A 16,579-nucleotide genomic window follows, 5' to 3' on the forward strand; every position below is an offset into this window, starting at 1 on the left:
TTGACACACGACCCTGAGAGGGATTGACGAGAGTGCTCGACGTCAACTTCTTCGACGAACTGCGAATCGGCCTGGCCACCGCTGACGACATCCGTCAGTGGTCGCACGGCGAGGTCAAGAAGCCGGAGACCATCAACTACCGCACCCTCAAGCCCGAGAAGGACGGACTCTTCTGCGAGAAGATCTTCGGTCCGACCCGGGACTGGGAGTGCTACTGCGGCAAGTACAAGCGCGTCCGCTTCAAGGGCATCATCTGCGAGCGCTGCGGCGTCGAGGTGACCCGCGCCAAGGTGCGCCGTGAGCGGATGGGCCACATCGAGCTGGCCGCGCCCGTGACCCACATCTGGTACTTCAAGGGCGTTCCCTCGCGGCTGGGCTACCTGCTCGACCTGGCCCCGAAGGACCTGGAGAAGGTCATCTACTTCGCGGCGTACATGATCACGTACGTCGACGAGGAGCGCCGCACCCGCGACCTGCCCTCCCTGGAGGCGCACGTCGGTGTGGAGCGCCAGCAGATCGAGCAGCGCCGGGACTCCGACCTGGAGGCCCGCGCCAAGAAGCAGGAAGGCGATCTGGCCGAGCTGGAGGCCGAGGGCGCCAAGGCCGACGTGCGCCGCAAGGTGCGCGAGGGCGCCGAGCGCGAGATGAAGCAGATCCGCGACCGCGCCCAGCGTGAGCTGGACCGGCTGGACGAGGTCTGGAACCGCTTCAAGAACCTCAAGGTGCAGGACCTGGAGGGCGACGAGCTGCTCTACCGCGAGCTGCGCGACCGCTTCGGGACCTACTTCGACGGCTCCATGGGCGCTGCCGCGCTGCAGAAGCGCCTGGAGACCTTCGACCTGGACGAGGAGGCCGAGCGGCTCCGCGAGGTCATCCGCACCGGCAAGGGACAGAAGAAGACCCGCGCCCTGAAGCGGCTCAAGGTCGTCTCCGCTTTCCTGCAGACCAGCAACAGCCCCAAGGGCATGGTGCTGGACTGCGTGCCGGTCATCCCGCCGGACCTGCGTCCGATGGTGCAGCTGGACGGTGGCCGGTTCGCCACCTCCGACCTGAACGACCTGTACCGCCGGGTGATCAACCGGAACAACCGCCTGAAGCGGCTTCTCGACCTCGGCGCGCCCGAGATCATCGTCAACAACGAGAAGCGGATGCTCCAGGAGGCCGTCGACGCGCTGTTCGACAACGGCCGCCGCGGCCGTCCGGTCACCGGTCCGGGCAACCGCCCGCTCAAGTCGCTGTCCGACATGCTCAAGGGCAAGCAGGGCCGCTTCCGGCAGAACCTGCTGGGCAAGCGCGTCGACTACTCCGCCCGTTCGGTCATCGTCGTCGGCCCGCAGCTCAAGCTGCACCAGTGCGGGCTGCCCAAGGCGATGGCGCTGGAGCTGTTCAAGCCGTTCGTGATGAAGCGGCTGGTGGACCTCAACCACGCGCAGAACATCAAGAGCGCCAAGCGCATGGTCGAGCGCGGCCGCACGGTCGTCTACGACGTGCTGGAAGAGGTCATCGCGGAGCACCCGGTGCTGCTCAACCGTGCGCCGACCCTGCACCGCCTCGGCATCCAGGCGTTCGAGCCGCAGCTCGTCGAGGGCAAGGCCATTCAGATTCACCCGCTCGTGTGCACCGCGTTCAACGCGGACTTCGACGGTGACCAGATGGCCGTGCACCTGCCGCTGTCCGCGGAGGCGCAGGCCGAGGCCCGCATCCTGATGCTGTCCTCGAACAACATCCTCAAGCCGGCCGACGGCCGGCCGGTGACGATGCCGACGCAGGACATGGTCCTGGGTCTGTTCTTCCTCACCACTGACGAGGAGCAGCGCGTCACCAAGGGCGACGGTCGCTCGTTCAACTCCACCGCGGAAGCGATCATGGCGTTCGACGCCGGGGAGCTGTCGCTCCAGGCGAAGATCGACATCCGGTTCCCGGTCGGCACCACTCCGCCGCTGGGCTGGACCCCGCCGGCGCCGGAGGAGGGCGAGCAGGAGTGGCAGCCCGGTGACCCGTTCCGGCTGCACACCTCCCTGGGCCGGGCGCTCTTCAATGAGCTGCTGCCCGAGGAGTACCCGTTCGTCGACTACACCGTGGGCAAGAAGCAGCTCTCCCAGATCGTCAACGACCTGGCCGAGCGCTACCCCAAGGTCGTCGTCGCCGCTGCGCTGGACAACCTGAAGTCGGCCGGTTACTTCTGGGCGACCCGCTCGGGTGTCACCATCGCGATCACGGACGTCGTCGTCCCGGACGCCAAGCCGGAGATCATCGCCGGTTACGAGGCCCAGGACGAGAAGGTCCAGAAGCAGTACGAGCGCGGTCTGATCACCAAGGACGAGCGCACGCAGGAGCTCATCGCCATCTGGACCAAGGCGACCAACGAGGTCTCCGAGGCGATGAACGAGAACTTCCCGAAGACGAACCCGATCTTCATGATGGTGGACTCGGGCGCCCGAGGGAACATGATGCAGATGCGTCAGATCGCGGGTATGCGCGGTCTGGTGTCCAACGCCAAGAACGAGACCATCCCGCGTCCCATCAAGGCGTCCTTCCGCGAGGGCCTCTCCGTGCTGGAGTACTTCATCTCCACGCACGGCGCCCGTAAGGGTCTCGCCGACACGGCGCTGCGTACGGCGGACTCGGGATACCTCACCCGGCGTCTGGTGGACGTCTCGCAGGACGTGATCATCCGCGAGGAGGACTGCGGGACCGACCGCGGCCTCAAGCTGTCCATCGCCTCCAAGGGCGAGGACGGTGTGCTGCGCAAGGCGGAGGACGTCGAGACCAGCGTGTACGCGCGCTGCCTCGCCGAGGACATCGTCGTCGACGGCATGGTGCTGGCCCCGGCCGGTACCGACCTGGGCGACGTGCTCATCGACGAGCTGGTCCGGCACGGCATCGAGACCGTCAAGACCCGCTCGATCCTCACCTGCGAGTCGCACGTGGGCACCTGCGCCATGTGCTACGGCCGTTCGCTGGCCACCGGCAAGCTGGTCGACATCGGCGAGGCCGTCGGCATCATCGCTGCCCAGTCGATCGGTGAGCCCGGCACCCAGCTGACGATGCGTACCTTCCACACCGGTGGTGTGGCCGGTGACGACATCACCCAGGGTCTGCCGCGTGTCGTCGAGCTGTTCGAGGCCCGGACGCCCAAGGGCGTCGCGCCGATCTCCGAGTCGGCCGGCCGGGCGCGGATCGAGGAGACGGAGAAGACCAAGAAGGTCATCGTCACCCCGGACGACGGCTCGGATGAGACCTCCTACGCGGTCTCCAAGCGGGCCCGCCTCCTGGTGGGCGAGGGCGACCACGTCTCCGTCGGCCAGCGGCTGACCGTCGGTACGGAGAACCCGCACGACGTGCTCCGTATCCTCGGCCAGCGCGCGGTCCAGGTGCACCTGGTGGGCGAGGTCCAGAAGGTCTACAACTCGCAGGGTGTGTCGATCCACGACAAGCACATCGAGATCATCATCCGGCAGATGCTGCGCCGGGTGACGATCATCGAGTCCGGCGACGCCGAGCTGCTGCCCGGCGAGCTGGTGGAGCGCACCAAGTTCGAGGGTGAGAACCGGCGCGTGGTGCAGGAGGGCGGCCACCCGGCCTCCGGCCGTCCGCAGCTCATGGGTATCACCAAGGCGTCGCTGGCCACCGAGTCGTGGCTGTCGGCGGCGTCCTTCCAGGAGACGACCAGGGTCCTGACCGACGCGGCGATCAACGCCAAGTCGGACTCCCTGATCGGCCTCAAGGAGAACGTCATCATCGGTAAGCTCATCCCGGCCGGTACGGGCCTGTCCCGCTACCGCAACATCCGGGTCGAGCCCACCGAGGAGGCGAAGGCCGCGATGTACTCGGCCGTCGGTTACGACGACATCGACTACTCGCCCTTCGGCACCGGCTCCGGCCAGGCGGTCCCGCTGGAGGACTACGACTACGGGCCGTACAACGCCTGAGTCGCCTGTGCCCGAGTCACCGCCGGATACGGCGGATGACGGAGGTATCCGCCGCGGGGCGGTCACCCGAGAGGGGTGGCCGCCCCGCGGTCGTCTACCGGCCCGCGGTATCGGCACCGGCCGAACCGTCCGCGGGCCGCCCGCGTCATGGATGATGGAGGGGACGGTAAGCGAGCTGGGAGGTGGGGGCCGGTGGCGTACGGACCGTGGAATGCCCGGGGTGTCCCGGGCCAGGGGCAGCAGCCCGGTCTTGTCCCGAGTCAGGGCAACGGTCCGGGAGCCTTTGCGGCCCAGGGCCAGCAGGTGGGCCAGATGCGCGCCGCGCACACGGACCGGGAGCGGGCGATCGACGTGCTGAAGGCCGGCTTCAGCGAGGGCCGGCTGGGACAGGAGGAGTACGAGCAGCGGTTGGCCCGCGCCTCGCACGCGCAGACGTACGGGGAGCTGAACATGCTCATCGCGGATCTGCCGCAGGGGCCGGTCCCGATGCCGTCGCAGCAGCCCGCCTATCCGGCGGTGCCGCGCACCTTCCTGCCGCCGCCCCCGCCGAGCACCAACGGTTCGGCGATCGGCGCACTGGTCTGCGGGGTGCTGACGCCGATGTACGGGCTGACGGCGATCCCCGCGGTGATCCTGGGGCACAAGGCGCGGGCCGAGATCCGCAGGACGGGGGAGCAGGGCGCGGGTCTGGCGATGGCGGGTCTGGTGCTCGGCTGGGTGGCCATCGGGGTGTTCCTGGCCATCGTCTTCGGGGTGATCCTGGCGACAGCGTGACGGGTTCCGGCGCTGCCGGCGGGCGGGTGCGGGGTGCAGCCGCGCGGCGCGTCGGTTCCGGGGGCGGCCCGGTGCCCTTCTTCTCGCAGGTCGGGGGCGCTATCGTGGCCGCCCCATTTGTTTTGACCCCAGCCCATGAGGTAGGTACCCTCAATTCCTGTGCCTGGGGTGTCCCCTGCGCTGTTGTCCCCCGCGAACGCGGTGACGGTGCGCGCAGCAGGTGATACCGGGATCTGCATGCTTCTCACCATGGAGAAGTCTTCCGCCCTCAGCGGGGATCTGCAGTCTTCGACACACCCGACCTCGTGGGTCGGGTATGGCCCAGGTTAGCTTTACCGAGACTGGCACACAGAAACCGGAGAAACGGTGCCTACGATCCAGCAGCTGGTCCGCAAGGGCCGGCAGGACAAGGTCGAGAAGAACAAGACGCCCGCACTGGAGGGTTCGCCCCAGCGTCGCGGCGTCTGCACGCGTGTTTTCACGACCACCCCGAAGAAGCCGAACTCGGCCCTGCGCAAGGTCGCCCGTGTGCGCCTGACCAGTGGGATCGAGGTGACCGCCTACATTCCGGGTGAGGGTCACAACCTGCAGGAGCACTCCATCGTGCTCGTGCGCGGTGGCCGTGTGAAGGACCTGCCGGGTGTTCGCTACAAGATCATCCGCGGCTCCCTCGACACGCAGGGCGTCAAGAACCGCAAGCAGGCTCGCAGCCGCTACGGCGCCAAGAAGGAGAAGTAAGAATGCCTCGTAAGGGCCCCGCCCCGAAGCGCCCGGTCATCATCGACCCGGTCTACGGCTCTCCTCTGGTGACCTCCCTCATCAACAAGGTGCTGCTGAACGGCAAGCGCTCCACCGCCGAGCGCATCGTCTACGGCGCCATGGAGGGGCTGCGCGAGAAGACCGGCAACGACCCGGTCATCACGCTGAAGCGCGCGCTGGAGAACGTCAAGCCGACCCTCGAGGTCCGCTCCCGCCGCGTCGGTGGCGCCACCTACCAGGTTCCGGTCGAGGTCCGCCCCGGCCGTTCCTCCACGCTCGCGCTGCGCTGGATCGTGGGTTACTCCCGCGCCCGCCGCGAGAAGACCATGACCGAGCGTCTGATGAACGAGCTGCTCGATGCCTCCAACGGGCTCGGCGCCGCCGTGAAGAAGCGCGAGGACACGCACAAGATGGCCGAGTCCAACAAGGCCTTCGCGCACTACCGCTGGTAGTCGCTACCCCCATCGAGACCGAGAGAAGACTGAAGCCTTATGGCTACCACTTCACTTGACCTTGCCAAGGTCCGCAACATCGGGATCATGGCGCACATCGACGCGGGCAAGACGACGACCACCGAGCGGATCCTCTTCTACACCGGTCGCAGCTACAAGATCGGTGAGGTCCACGACGGCGCAGCCACGATGGACTGGATGGAGCAGGAGCAGGAGCGCGGCATCACGATCACGTCGGCCGCGACGACCACTCACTGGCCGCTCAACGGCGTCGACTACACCATCAACATCATCGACACCCCGGGCCACGTCGACTTCACCGTCGAGGTGGAGCGTGCGCTGCGCGTGCTCGACGGTGCCGTGACGGTGTTCGACGGTGTCGCCGGTGTGGAGCCGCAGTCCGAGACGGTCTGGCGGCAGGCCGACCGCTACGGCGTTCCGCGTATCTGCTTCGTCAACAAGCTCGACCGCACCGGTGCCGAGTTCCACCGCTGCGTGGACATGATCGTGGACCGCCTGGGTGCGGTGCCGCTGGTCATGCAGCTGCCGATCGGCACCGAGGCGGACTTCAAGGGCGTCGTCGACCTGGTGTCGATGAAGGCCCTCGTCTGGTCGCCCGAGGCCAAGATGGGCGAGATGTACGACACCGTCGACATCCCGGACACCCACGTCGAGGCGGCCGAGGAGTGGCGCGGAAAGCTGCTCGAGGCCGTCGCGGAGAACGACGAGGAGATGATGGAGCTGTACCTGGAGGGCGAGGAGCCCAGCCAGGACCAGCTCATGGCGGCGATCCGCCGGGTCACCCTCGCCTCCACCGGCGCCGAGGGCACCATCACCGTCACCCCGGTGTTCTGCGGTACGGCGTTCAAGAACAAGGGCGTGCAGCCCCTGCTCGACGCGATCGCCCGCTACCTGCCGGCCCCGATCGACGTCGAGGCCGTCGAAGGCCAGTCCCCCAAGGACGCCGACGAGGTCATCAAGCGCCGGCCCTCCGAGGAGGAGCCGATGTCGGCGCTGGCGTTCAAGATCGCCAGCGACCCGCACCTGGGCAAGCTGACCTTCCTGCGCGTCTACTCGGGCCGGCTGCACACCGGTACCCAGGTCCTGAACTCGGTGAAGGGCCGCAAGGAGCGCATCGGCAAGATCTACCGGATGCACGCGAACAAGCGTGAGGAGATCGAGTCGGTGGGTGCCGGCGACATCGTCGCCGTCATGGGTCTGAAGCAGACCACCACCGGTGAGACCCTCAGCGACGCGAGCAACCCGGTGGTCCTGGAGTCGATGGACTTCCCGGCCCCGGTCATCGAGGTCGCCATCGAGCCCAAGTCGAAGGGCGACCAGGAGAAGCTGGGCGTCGCGATCCAGCGGCTGGCCGAGGAGGACCCGTCCTTCCAGGTCAAGACCAACGAGGACACCGGCCAGACCATCATCGCCGGTATGGGCGAACTGCACCTCGACGTGCTGGTCGACCGTATGAAGCGCGAGTTCCGGGTCGAGGCCAACGTCGGTAAGCCGCAGGTGGCCTACCGCGAGTCGCTCCGCAAGAAGGTCGAGAAGGTCGACTACACCCACAAGAAGCAGACCGGTGGTTCCGGTCAGTTCGCGAAGGTGCAGATCGCCGTCGAGCCGCTTGAGGGCGACGGGTACGAGTTCGTCAACCAGGTCACCGGTGGCCGTATCCCGCGGGAGTACATCCCGTCCGTGGACGCGGGCTGCCAGGAGGCCATGGAGTTCGGCGTGCTGGCGGGCTACCCGCTGACCGGCGTCCGCGTGACGCTGCTCGACGGTGCCTTCCACGATGTCGACTCCTCCGAGATGGCGTTCAAGATCGCCGGTTCCATGGCGTTCAAGGAAGCCGCCCGGAAGGCGAGCCCGGCCCTGCTGGAGCCGCTGATGAAGGTCGAGGTGACGACGCCCGAGGACTACATGGGCGACGTGATCGGTGACATCAACTCGCGGCGCGGCCAGGTCCAGTCGATGGAGGAGCGGGGCAACGCGAAGCTCGTCACCGGCCTGGTACCGCTGTCGGAGATGTTCGGCTACGTCGGAGACCTGCGCAGCAAGACCTCCGGCCGTGCGACCTACTCCATGCAGTTCGACTCCTACGGTGAGGTTCCCAAGAACGTCGCCGAGGAGATCATCGCGAAGGCCAAGGGCGAGTAACCCACTCGTCCAGGGGCGGGGAGGACACCTGTCCTCACCCCTTAGGCTTGAGCAAAGGCATTCGGGGCACTCCGGTACAGATCGCTCGGTCGCCGACGCGGACTGTGCCGGAGCGCCCCGGCCGCCGGCCCACCCAAGCGAACAGGTCAAGGGCATCCCCCTCGGGGTCCTGACCGGTTCGGTACGACCACCTGAACCCCTCCGCAAAATGTGGAGGGTGTACAGCACCAGTCCACAGGAGGACCCCAGTGGCGAAGGCGAAGTTCGAGCGGACTAAGCCGCACGTCAACATCGGCACCATCGGTCACATCGACCACGGCAAGACCACTCTTACCGCGGCGATCACCAAGGTGCTGCACGACGCGTACCCGGAACTGAACCAGGCTTCGGCCTTCGAGAACATCGACAAGGCGCCGGAAGAGCGCCAGCGCGGTATCACCATCTCCATCGCGCACGTCGAGTACCAGACGGAGAACCGTCACTACGCCCACGTCGACTGCCCGGGTCACGCGGACTACATCAAGAACATGATCACCGGTGCCGCCCAGATGGACGGCGCCATCCTCGTGGTCGCCGCCACCGACGGCCCGATGCCGCAGACCAAGGAGCACGTGCTCCTGGCCCGCCAGGTCGGCGTTCCGTACATCGTCGTCGCCCTGAACAAGGCCGACATGGTGGACGACGAGGAGATCATGGAGCTCGTCGAGCTCGAGGTCCGTGAGCTGCTCTCGGAGTACGAGTTCCCGGGCGACGAGGTTCCGGTCGTCAAGGTCTCCGCGCTCAAGGCGCTGGAGGGCGACAAGGAGTGGGGCGAGTCCGTCGTCAAGCTCATGTCGGCCGTCGACGAGGCCATCCCGGCCCCGGAGCGCGACACCGACAAGCCGTTCCTGATGCCGATCGAGGACGTCTTCACCATCACCGGCCGCGGCACGGTCGTCACCGGCCGTATCGAGCGCGGTGTGCTGAAGGTCAACGAGAACGTCGACATCATCGGCATCAAGGACACCAAGACCTCGACCACGGTCACCGGCATCGAGATGTTCCGGAAGCTGCTGGACGAGGGTCAGGCCGGTGAGAACGTCGGTCTGCTGCTCCGCGGCATCAAGCGCGAGGACGTCGAGCGCGGCCAGGTCATCATCAAGCCGGGCTCGGTCACCCCGCACACGGAGTTCGAGGCGCAGGCGTACATCCTGTCGAAGGACGAGGGCGGCCGCCACACCCCGTTCTTCAACAACTACCGCCCGCAGTTCTACTTCCGCACCACCGACGTGACCGGCGTGGTGACCCTCCCCGAGGGCACCGAGATGGTCATGCCGGGCGACAACACCGAGATGAGCGTCCAGCTCATCCAGCCTGTCGCCATGGAGGAGGGCCTCAAGTTCGCCATCCGTGAGGGTGGCCGCACCGTGGGCGCCGGCCAGGTCACCAAGATCGTCAAGTGACCTCGCTGCGCCGGGTCCGCCCGGCGCATCCCGGCTTCGGCTGACAGCCGGCCCCGGCCGGCGCATCGGCTTCGGCTGACGAGAGGGCCCGTACGGCAGTACTGCCGTACGGGCCCTCTCGCATGCGCGGCCCGCGGGACGGGGCCGGGTCCGCCGGCTCCCCGCGCGGCTCCGCCAGGACGGTGTCCCGCCCGGATCAGGGGTAGGAGACCACCGTGGACGGCGTGGTCGAGGTCCCCGAGGTGGGCGAGCCGGTGTCGTTGATGACGCGCTCGTACTGGCCGTTGCCGCCCAGCGAGACCACCAGCACGTCGTGGAACTTCACCCCGGAGGTGTTCGGGGCGGCGAAGCCGTGGTGCTGGACGATCGTCGGATCGACGTTGTAGTAGCAGTAGCTGCCCAGGCCCCACGCCTCGTGCGAGGTGACCGAGTCGGCGACCTTGTAGGCGGCGTAGCCCTTGATCGAACCGTTCTGGATCGCGGCCTGGTTCGGCGCGTCGTACGCCTTCTCGTTCTGGAAGAAGATCGTGCGGCCGCGCTGGCCGTTCCACTGCACGTCGTACTTGTTGAAGTGCTCCACGAACAGCCCGGTCGCCAGCACGTCGTCGCCGTTGACGACGACGCCGTAGTCGGCCCGGTTCGTCTCCCAGCCGACGCCGGTGCCGTGGTCGGCCCGCCACACCCAGGTGTGGTCCACGATGGTGTGCCGGCTGTTGACGACGATGCTGGTGGTGGCCTTGCCCGCGCCGCTGCCGCCGATGCGGACGAACACGTCCTGCACCGTGATCGGATTCGCGGAGTGGTCCGCCGAGGCGCCCCGCGGCCCGACCTCCACCAGCGTCTCGGAGTTGGTGGGCCCGGCGTCGACCAGGAAGCCGGCCAGCCGCACCCCGTCGACGTCGGCGACCCGTACCGCGGTGGCTCCCCCCTCCGGCACCAGGGTCGCGTAGCCCAGACCCAGCACGACCGTCCCGGCCCGGTCTACCTTCAGCGGCTGGTCGAGGTGGTAGACACCCGGCGTGAGCAGCAGGTGCAGCCCCTGGCCGAGCGCCTGGTTGAGGGTGGCCGCCGAGTCGCCGGGCCGTGCCACGTAGAACTGGGACAGCGGCAGCGAGGTGCCGCGCGGAGTGCCGTTGCCCCAGGTGACGCCGCGTGCCGCGGTCCGCTTCTCCGGCAGGAAGACCCGGTAGTCGGCGCCGTCGAGGTAGAGGAACGGCTTCTCGCGCGAGATCGGCGTCGTGTTCAGCGTCGTGTAGGGGGGCTCGGGGAAGCTCTGCCCCGGAGCGCCCTCGACGCCGGAGAAGACCATGTTCCAGACGCCGTTGAGCCAGCCGCCCACCGCGCTGTCCCGGGTGTACCACTGCTGCTGGGAGTAGGGTCCGACCTGGCCGTCGATCCGGCTGTCGGCGATGTAGCCGCCGCTGGCCCATCCGTAGCCGGCCGGGGAGAGGTTGAGGCCGCCGCGGACGTGCATCCGGCGGAACGGCGCGGCCTGCGCGACGGCCCACCGGTTGGTGCCGCTGACCGGGACGAGCGCGAGGTTCTCCGCCGAGCGCCAGAAGTTCTGGGTCGCGTTCCCGTCGAACCATCCGGCGTCCACGGTCACATCGCCGTTGATGGTGGTGTCGTCGGGGGACAGGCCCAGACCGGCGATCGAGGTGTAGAAGCCGAGCTGCGCGTTGAGTCCCTGGTAGGTGCCGGGCTTGAACAGCAGCGCGTAGCGGCCGCTGCCGAACTGCGCGGACTCCTGCTGCCGGAAGATCTCGTCCAGCTTCGCCTGGATACCGGGCGTCGCGGGATCGAACACGATGACGTTGGGGCCGAGGTCGCCGCCGCCGGGCAGGTCCTGGGCGCCGTCGCCGCCCGTCGGTCGCGGACGCCGTGCCGGGGCGGCCGAGGCGGGTGCGGACATGCCGACGAGGGCCGTGGGGACGGCGGCCGCGGCGGCCCCGAGAACGGTACGGCGGCCGGGCACGGGGCGAGCGGCGGAAGTGCCGGAGGAACGGGCGGCGGAGCTGCCGGAGGAACTGTCGGAGGAACTGTCGGAGGAAGGGGGCATGGGCGCTTCTCCTTGTTCATCAGATGAACGATGGGGGGTGAGGGAGCGCTCTCTCGCCGCTGAATGGTTCATCCGTGTGTACAGGACGTCAAGAGTTGTGACGGAATGCTGGCGCGTTCCGTCGGGTGGCGGTTGCCGCCCAGGTCGGCCCTGTGGGCCCGGAGTTCGGCGCTGACCTGTAGCGATGTGCGGGAAGGGCCGCTGAGCCGAAGTGCGCGGCGCGGGCAAGCTGCTGATCCTTTGGTTCACTTCCTTGACACCTCTGCCGCCTGCCTCAACACTCCGGAACGGGAGAGCGCTTTCCGATCCATCGGCGCGGCGGCCCGCTCGCCGCGCCGCCCCCATCCCTCGCCTTCAGGAGGGCTCCATGGCACGGAGATCGACGTACCGCTCGGGAACGCTGCTCGTGGTCGCGTTACTGCTGGCGGCACTCGGCGCCACCGGGACCGCGACCGCTTCCGGCCCGCCCGCCGCAGCCGCGACCGGGGCCGGGACCCCCGCCGCGGCGCAGCCGCCGCACCGCTACTTCCACGAGTTCCAGGCCAACTGCGCGGTCAGCCACACCGGTCCGGACGATCCGATCGTCTTCCCCGGGCAGCCCGGCGCGTCCCACAACCACACCTTCATGGGCAACACCACCACCGACGCCGACAGCACCGCCGCCTCGCTCGACGCGGGCGGCACCACCTGCAAGGCGCCCGGCGACAAGTCTGCGTACTGGATGCCCACCCTCTTCGACGGCGACCGGCCGATCCTGCCCGTCGGCCCGCAGACCATCTACTACAAGGCAGGTGTCACCGACTACACCAGCGTCCGCCCCTTCCCCGAGGGGCTGCGGTTCGTCGTGGGCAGCCCGGCGCAGAGCCCGCAGGACTTCCGCGACCACCCCGGGTACGTCGAGGGCTGGGAGTGCGGGGACAGCTACTTCAACACCGAGTTCCCCACCGACTGCCCCGACCGCGCCGACGTGCAGCTCAACATCCGCCTCCAGGCCCCGAACTGCTGGGACGGCTCCTCCCTCGATTCCGCCGACCACCGCAGCCACATGGCCTACCCGGTGGTCAAGGAGGGCACGAACGACAACGTCTGCCCCGCCGGCCATCCGGTCGCGCTGCCGATGATCGAGTTCAAGATGGCCTTCCCCGTCAACGGAGACCTCTCCGCCGCGCGGCTGGCCAGCGGCCCGAGCTACTCGTTCCACTACGACTTCTTCAACGCCTGGGACGACGCCACCCTCGACGCCCTGGTCGGCCACTGCATCGTCGGCGGCCTCCAGTGCGACGCACGTGGCTACGACCAGACGCATCCCGAGGAAGGCGCGGCGCTGAACGAGGACTACGAACTGCCCGCGGGGGTGGCCACACCATGACCGGACCCCGCACTCGCACCCGCGGCCGGGCGGCACCTCTCGTCCGCCGTCTCCTCCCGGCGCCCCTCGCCCGCCGTCTCGCGGTGCCGCTCGTCGCCGGGGCGCTGGCCGCCGGAGCGCTCGCGCTGCCCGCGCAGCCGGCGCAGGCGGCGGGCAGCGTCGTCGAGGTGACCGGCAGCCAGGGCGACTGGCAGTTGACCGTGGACGGCAGCCCCTACCAGGTCAAGGGCCTCACCTGGGGGCCCGCCGTCTCCGACGCCGGAAAGTATCTGCCCGACCTGCGCTCCATGGGCGTCAACACGATCCGCACCTGGGGCACCGACGCCACCAGCAAGCCGCTGCTGGACGCGGCCGCGGCCAACGACATCAAGGTCGTCGCCGGATTCTGGCTCCAGCCCGGCGGCGGCCCCGGCAGCGGCGGCTGCGTGGACTACGTGACCGACGACAGCTACAAGAGCAGCATGCTGGAGGAGTTCACCAGCTGGGTCGACGCGTACAAGGACCACCCCGGCGTGCTCATGTGGAACGTCGGCAACGAGTCCGTGCTCGGGCTCCAGAACTGCTACAGCGGCGACGCACTCGAAGAGCAGCGCGACGCCTACACCTCCTTCGTCAACGACGTCGCCGTGCGCATCCACGCCCTCGACCCGGACCACCCGGTCACCTCGACCGACGCGTGGACCGGCGCCTGGCCGTACTACAAGAAGAACGCACCCGATCTGGACCTGTACGCCGTCAACGCCTACCAGGACGTGTGCGGCATCCGGTCCGCCTGGGAGCAGGGCGGCTACACCAAGCCCTACATCGTCACCGAGACCGGCCCGCCCGGCGAGTGGGAGGTCCCCGACGACGCCAACGGCGTCCCCGAGGAACCCACCGACCAGGCCAAGGCCGAGGGCTACACCGCGGCGTGGAACTGCGTGACCGGGCACCGGGGCGTGGCGTTGGGCGCGACGATGTTCCACTACGGCACCGAGTACGACTTCGGCGGCATCTGGTTCAACCTGCTGCCCGCAGGCCAGAAACGGCTCTCCTACTACGCCGTCAAACGGGCCTACGGAGCGGCCACCGATGCCGACAACACCCCGCCGGTCATCTCCTCGATGTCAGTCGAGGGCGATCCCGCCCGGGTGCCGGCGGGCGGCGAACTGACCCTGTCGGTGCGGGCCACCGACCCGGACGGCGATCCGCTCTCCTACGAGGTGCTCAGCAACAGCAAGTACCTCGACGAGAGCAACCAGCTGACTCCGCTGCCCGCCACCGACCTCGGCGGCGGCCGGCTCAGGGTCACCGCACCCGACCGTCCGGGCGTGTGGAAGATGTACGTCAAGGCCACGGACGGCAAGGGCAACGTCGGTGTGGAGTCCCGCTCCGTGCGCGTCGTCCCGCCGGACGTCGACGGCACCAACGCGGCCCTCGGCGCCCCTGCGACGGCCTCCTCGGAGCAGCAGGGCGGCGGCGACTGCCCCTGCACCGCCGCCGGCGCCGTGGACGGCGACCTCACCACCCGCTGGGCGAGCGACTGGAGCGACCCGCAGTGGCTGAGCGTCGACCTCGGCACCCGCACCGCGTTCCGGCACGTGCAACTCGTCTGGGAGACCTCCTACGCCACGGAGTACACCGTCCAGACCTCCGACGACGGCCGGAACTGGCGCACCGTACGCGAGGTCACCGGAGGCGACGGCGGAGTCGACGACCTCGACGTCTCCGGCACCGGCCGCTACGTCCGCGTCCACGGCACGCAGCGCGGCACCGGCTGGGGCTACTCGCTCTACGAGTTCGGCGTCTACACCTGACGCGGGGGCTGCGCCAGGACCCGTACGGGCCGGTGCGCGCTGCGGGCACCCTCCCGCGGCCGTGGGCGGGCCCGGCCCGGGACCGAACGGAGAGCGCTCTATACGGCGCGTGCCTCCGCCGCTAGGGTGCCGGGCATGAGCAGCCGGGCTCCGACCCTGGAGGACGTCGCACGGGAGGCGGGTGTCTCCCGTGCGACGGTCTCCCGTGTCGTCAACGGCGTCCGCAACGTGGACCCGGCCATCCAGGACCTGGTCCGAAGGGCCGTCGCACGGACCGGGTACGCACCCAACCGGGCCGCCCGCTCGCTGGTGACCCGGCGCACCGAAACGGTGGCCCTCGTCGTCTCCGGCGCCGGTGACGTCTCCGACGAGGCACAGGACGCCTTCGCCTCCCGGGCGTTCTCCGACCCGTTCTTCGGCCGCGTGGTGGCGGGCGTCACCGGCTATCTGCGCCCGCGCTCGATGTACCCGGTCCTGATGTTCGCGGAGACCCCCGAGGCCCGCCGGGACGTCGTGGCCTACCTGCGCCAGGGCCGCGCGGACGGCGCCCTGGTGGTCTCCACCCACGCCGAGGACGCGCTGCCGCCGCTGCTCGCCGAGGCGGAGCTGCCCGCCGTCCTCTTCGCCCGCCCGGCCCGGCCGCTCCCGCTCAGCTGCGTCGACCTCGCCCACCGGGACGGCGGCCAGCTGGCCGCCGAGCGGCTGCTGGCCCGCGGCTGCCGTCGCAGCGTCACGATCGCCGGGCCGCTGGCCGTCGCCGCGAGCCAGGAGCGGCTCGCCGGATTCCGCGGCACGATGGCCCGCCGCGGGCACCCCAGCGTCCCGGTGGCCGAGGGTGCCTTCACGCTCGACAGCGGCAGAACGGCCATGTCGGCCCTGCTGGACGAGCACCCGGACCTGGACGGGGTGTTCGCCGCCAACGACCTGATGGCGCAGGGCGCCTGCGAGGTGCTGCGGGAGCGGGACCGGCGTATCCCGCAGGACGTCGCGGTCGTCGGCCTCGACGACTCCAGCGCCGCCGTCACCTGCCGCCCCCCGCTGACCACCGTGCGCCAGCCCGTCGAGCAGATGGCCGCGGCGATGGCACGCCTGCTGGACGAGCACATCCGCGGCGACCGCACCGAACCGGCCTCCGAGGTCTTCGCCCCGGAACTGGTGGTCCGGGACTCGGCGTAGGCCGCCGCCGGGCCCTGCCGAGGCCTGGCGCTGTGCGGCCTGGTGTTGTCGTTGTTGGGTGTTGAGCGGCCGGGCGTTCTGCCCCTACCCCGTAGTACCCTGAACCCGACTCGACCACGGAACGCCCTTGACCTGCGCTGCTGCGGGCAGGGAGCACACATCCTGGAGTGACGCCATGCTGCGCACGATGTTCAAGTCCAAGATCCACCGCGCCACCGTGACCCAGGCCGACCTGCACTACGTCGGCTCGGTCACGATCGACGCGGAGCTGATGTCCGCCGCCGACCTGCTCCCCGGAGAACTGGTCCACATCGTCGACATCACCAACGGCGCCCGGCTGGAGACCTACGTCATCGAGGGCGAGCCGGGCTCGGGCGTCATCGGCATCAACGGTGCCGCCGCCCACCTGGTACACCCTGGCGACCTGGTCATCCTGATCAGCTACGCACAGGTCGACGACGCCGAGGCCCGCACCCTGCAACCGCGTGTGGTGCACGTGGACGCGGACAACCGCATCGTGGCACTGGGAGCCGACGCCGGAGAGCCGTCGCCGGGCTCCTCCGCGGAGCGCGCTCCGCACGCGGTGGCCCGGAGCTGACCCGCGCCGCCGACTCTCCACGGGGCGCCTACGCGGCGAAGTCGTCTTTCGGGCGGGAC

11 protein-coding genes are annotated in these 16,579 nt (G+C 69.2%); 10 read left to right on the forward strand and 1 reads right to left on the reverse strand.

The window, feature by feature from the left end:
- Positions 1 to 32 precede the first annotated feature (32 nt).
- The 6 genes from ACFYMO_RS23355 to tuf all read left to right on the forward strand — a co-directional run bounded on the left by ACFYMO_RS23355 (position 33) and on the right by tuf (position 9,522).
- On the forward strand, positions 33 to 3,932 hold the full coding sequence (locus ACFYMO_RS23355) for a DNA-directed RNA polymerase subunit beta' (protein WP_366771774.1): 3,900 nt from the start codon (positions 33 to 35) through the stop codon (positions 3,930 to 3,932).
- 312 nt (positions 3,933 to 4,244) lie between these two features.
- Positions 4,245 to 4,706: a DUF1707 and DUF4190 domain-containing protein gene (locus tag ACFYMO_RS23360; RefSeq protein ID WP_366771775.1), complete on the forward strand. Its 462-nt coding sequence runs from the start codon at positions 4,245 to 4,247 to the stop codon at positions 4,704 to 4,706.
- A 366-nt stretch (positions 4,707 to 5,072) separates the two neighbouring features.
- Positions 5,073 to 5,444 carry a 30S ribosomal protein S12 gene (rpsL, locus tag ACFYMO_RS23365; RefSeq protein ID WP_003948652.1) on the forward strand — a complete coding sequence of 124 codons (372 nt, stop codon included), beginning with the start codon at positions 5,073 to 5,075 and terminating at the stop codon, positions 5,442 to 5,444.
- Between the two features lie 2 nt (positions 5,445 to 5,446).
- Positions 5,447 to 5,917: a 30S ribosomal protein S7 gene (rpsG, locus tag ACFYMO_RS23370; RefSeq protein WP_019354980.1), complete on the forward strand. Its 471-nt coding sequence runs from the start codon at positions 5,447 to 5,449 to the stop codon at positions 5,915 to 5,917.
- Between the two features lie 39 nt (positions 5,918 to 5,956).
- Complete coding sequence (gene fusA / locus ACFYMO_RS23375; protein ID WP_366771776.1) at positions 5,957 to 8,080, forward strand: elongation factor G; 2,124 nt, start codon at positions 5,957 to 5,959, stop codon at positions 8,078 to 8,080.
- Positions 8,081 to 8,328: 248 nt separating this feature from the next.
- The gene (tuf, locus tag ACFYMO_RS23380) at positions 8,329 to 9,522 is read left to right on the forward strand and encodes an elongation factor Tu (protein ID WP_276478322.1); all 1,194 of its coding nucleotides are present in this window, start codon (positions 8,329 to 8,331) and stop codon (positions 9,520 to 9,522) included.
- 196 nt (positions 9,523 to 9,718) lie between these two features.
- Here tuf and ACFYMO_RS23385 read toward each other — a convergent pair whose 3' ends face one another.
- The gene (locus ACFYMO_RS23385; RefSeq protein WP_388548644.1) at positions 9,719 to 11,581 is read right to left on the reverse strand and encodes a coagulation factor 5/8 type domain-containing protein; all 1,863 of its coding nucleotides are present in this window, start codon (positions 11,579 to 11,581) and stop codon (positions 9,719 to 9,721) included.
- A gap of 367 nt (positions 11,582 to 11,948) precedes the next feature.
- On the opposite strand from ACFYMO_RS23385, the gene ACFYMO_RS23390 reads away from it, so the two are divergent.
- The 4 genes from ACFYMO_RS23390 (at position 11,949) to panD (ending at position 16,520) form a co-directional block, all read left to right on the forward strand.
- Positions 11,949 to 12,950 carry a DUF1996 domain-containing protein gene (locus ACFYMO_RS23390; RefSeq protein ID WP_388548647.1) on the forward strand — a complete coding sequence of 334 codons (1,002 nt, stop codon included), beginning with the start codon at positions 11,949 to 11,951 and terminating at the stop codon, positions 12,948 to 12,950.
- Positions 12,947 to 14,746 carry a discoidin domain-containing protein gene (locus tag ACFYMO_RS23395; RefSeq protein ID WP_366774943.1) on the forward strand — a complete coding sequence of 600 codons (1,800 nt, stop codon included), beginning with the start codon at positions 12,947 to 12,949 and terminating at the stop codon, positions 14,744 to 14,746. Before ACFYMO_RS23390 ends, ACFYMO_RS23395 begins: the two co-directional genes overlap by 4 nt.
- Positions 14,747 to 14,881: 135 nt before the next feature.
- Complete coding sequence (locus ACFYMO_RS23400) at positions 14,882 to 15,922, forward strand: LacI family DNA-binding transcriptional regulator (protein ID WP_366774942.1); 1,041 nt, start codon at positions 14,882 to 14,884, stop codon at positions 15,920 to 15,922.
- A gap of 175 nt (positions 15,923 to 16,097) precedes the next feature.
- Positions 16,098 to 16,520 carry an aspartate 1-decarboxylase gene (gene panD, locus ACFYMO_RS23405; protein WP_019354973.1) on the forward strand — a complete coding sequence of 141 codons (423 nt, stop codon included), beginning with the start codon at positions 16,098 to 16,100 and terminating at the stop codon, positions 16,518 to 16,520.
- Positions 16,521 to 16,579: the final 59 nt, after the last annotated feature.

It is taken from the genome of Streptomyces sp. NPDC007025, from assembly GCF_042869455.1.
Lineage (GTDB): Bacteria > Actinomycetota > Actinomycetes > Streptomycetales > Streptomycetaceae > Streptomyces.

Coding starts and splice junctions, on each gene's coding strand:
- ACFYMO_RS23395 (WP_366774943.1), top strand. CDS start 12,947: ATGACCGGACCCCGCACTCGCACCCGCGGCCGGGCGGCACCTCTCGTC.
- rpsG (WP_019354980.1), top strand. CDS start 5,447: ATGCCTCGTAAGGGCCCCGCCCCGAAGCGCCCGGTCATCATCGACCCG.
- ACFYMO_RS23390 (WP_388548647.1), top strand. CDS start 11,949: ATGGCACGGAGATCGACGTACCGCTCGGGAACGCTGCTCGTGGTCGCG.
- ACFYMO_RS23385 (WP_388548644.1), bottom strand. CDS start 11,581: ATGCCCCCTTCCTCCGACAGTTCCTCCGACAGTTCCTCCGGCAGCTCC.
- ACFYMO_RS23360 (WP_366771775.1), top strand. CDS start 4,245: ATGCGCGCCGCGCACACGGACCGGGAGCGGGCGATCGACGTGCTGAAG.
- panD (WP_019354973.1), top strand. CDS start 16,098: ATGCTGCGCACGATGTTCAAGTCCAAGATCCACCGCGCCACCGTGACC.
- ACFYMO_RS23400 (WP_366774942.1), top strand. CDS start 14,882: ATGAGCAGCCGGGCTCCGACCCTGGAGGACGTCGCACGGGAGGCGGGT.
- fusA (WP_366771776.1), top strand. CDS start 5,957: ATGGCTACCACTTCACTTGACCTTGCCAAGGTCCGCAACATCGGGATC.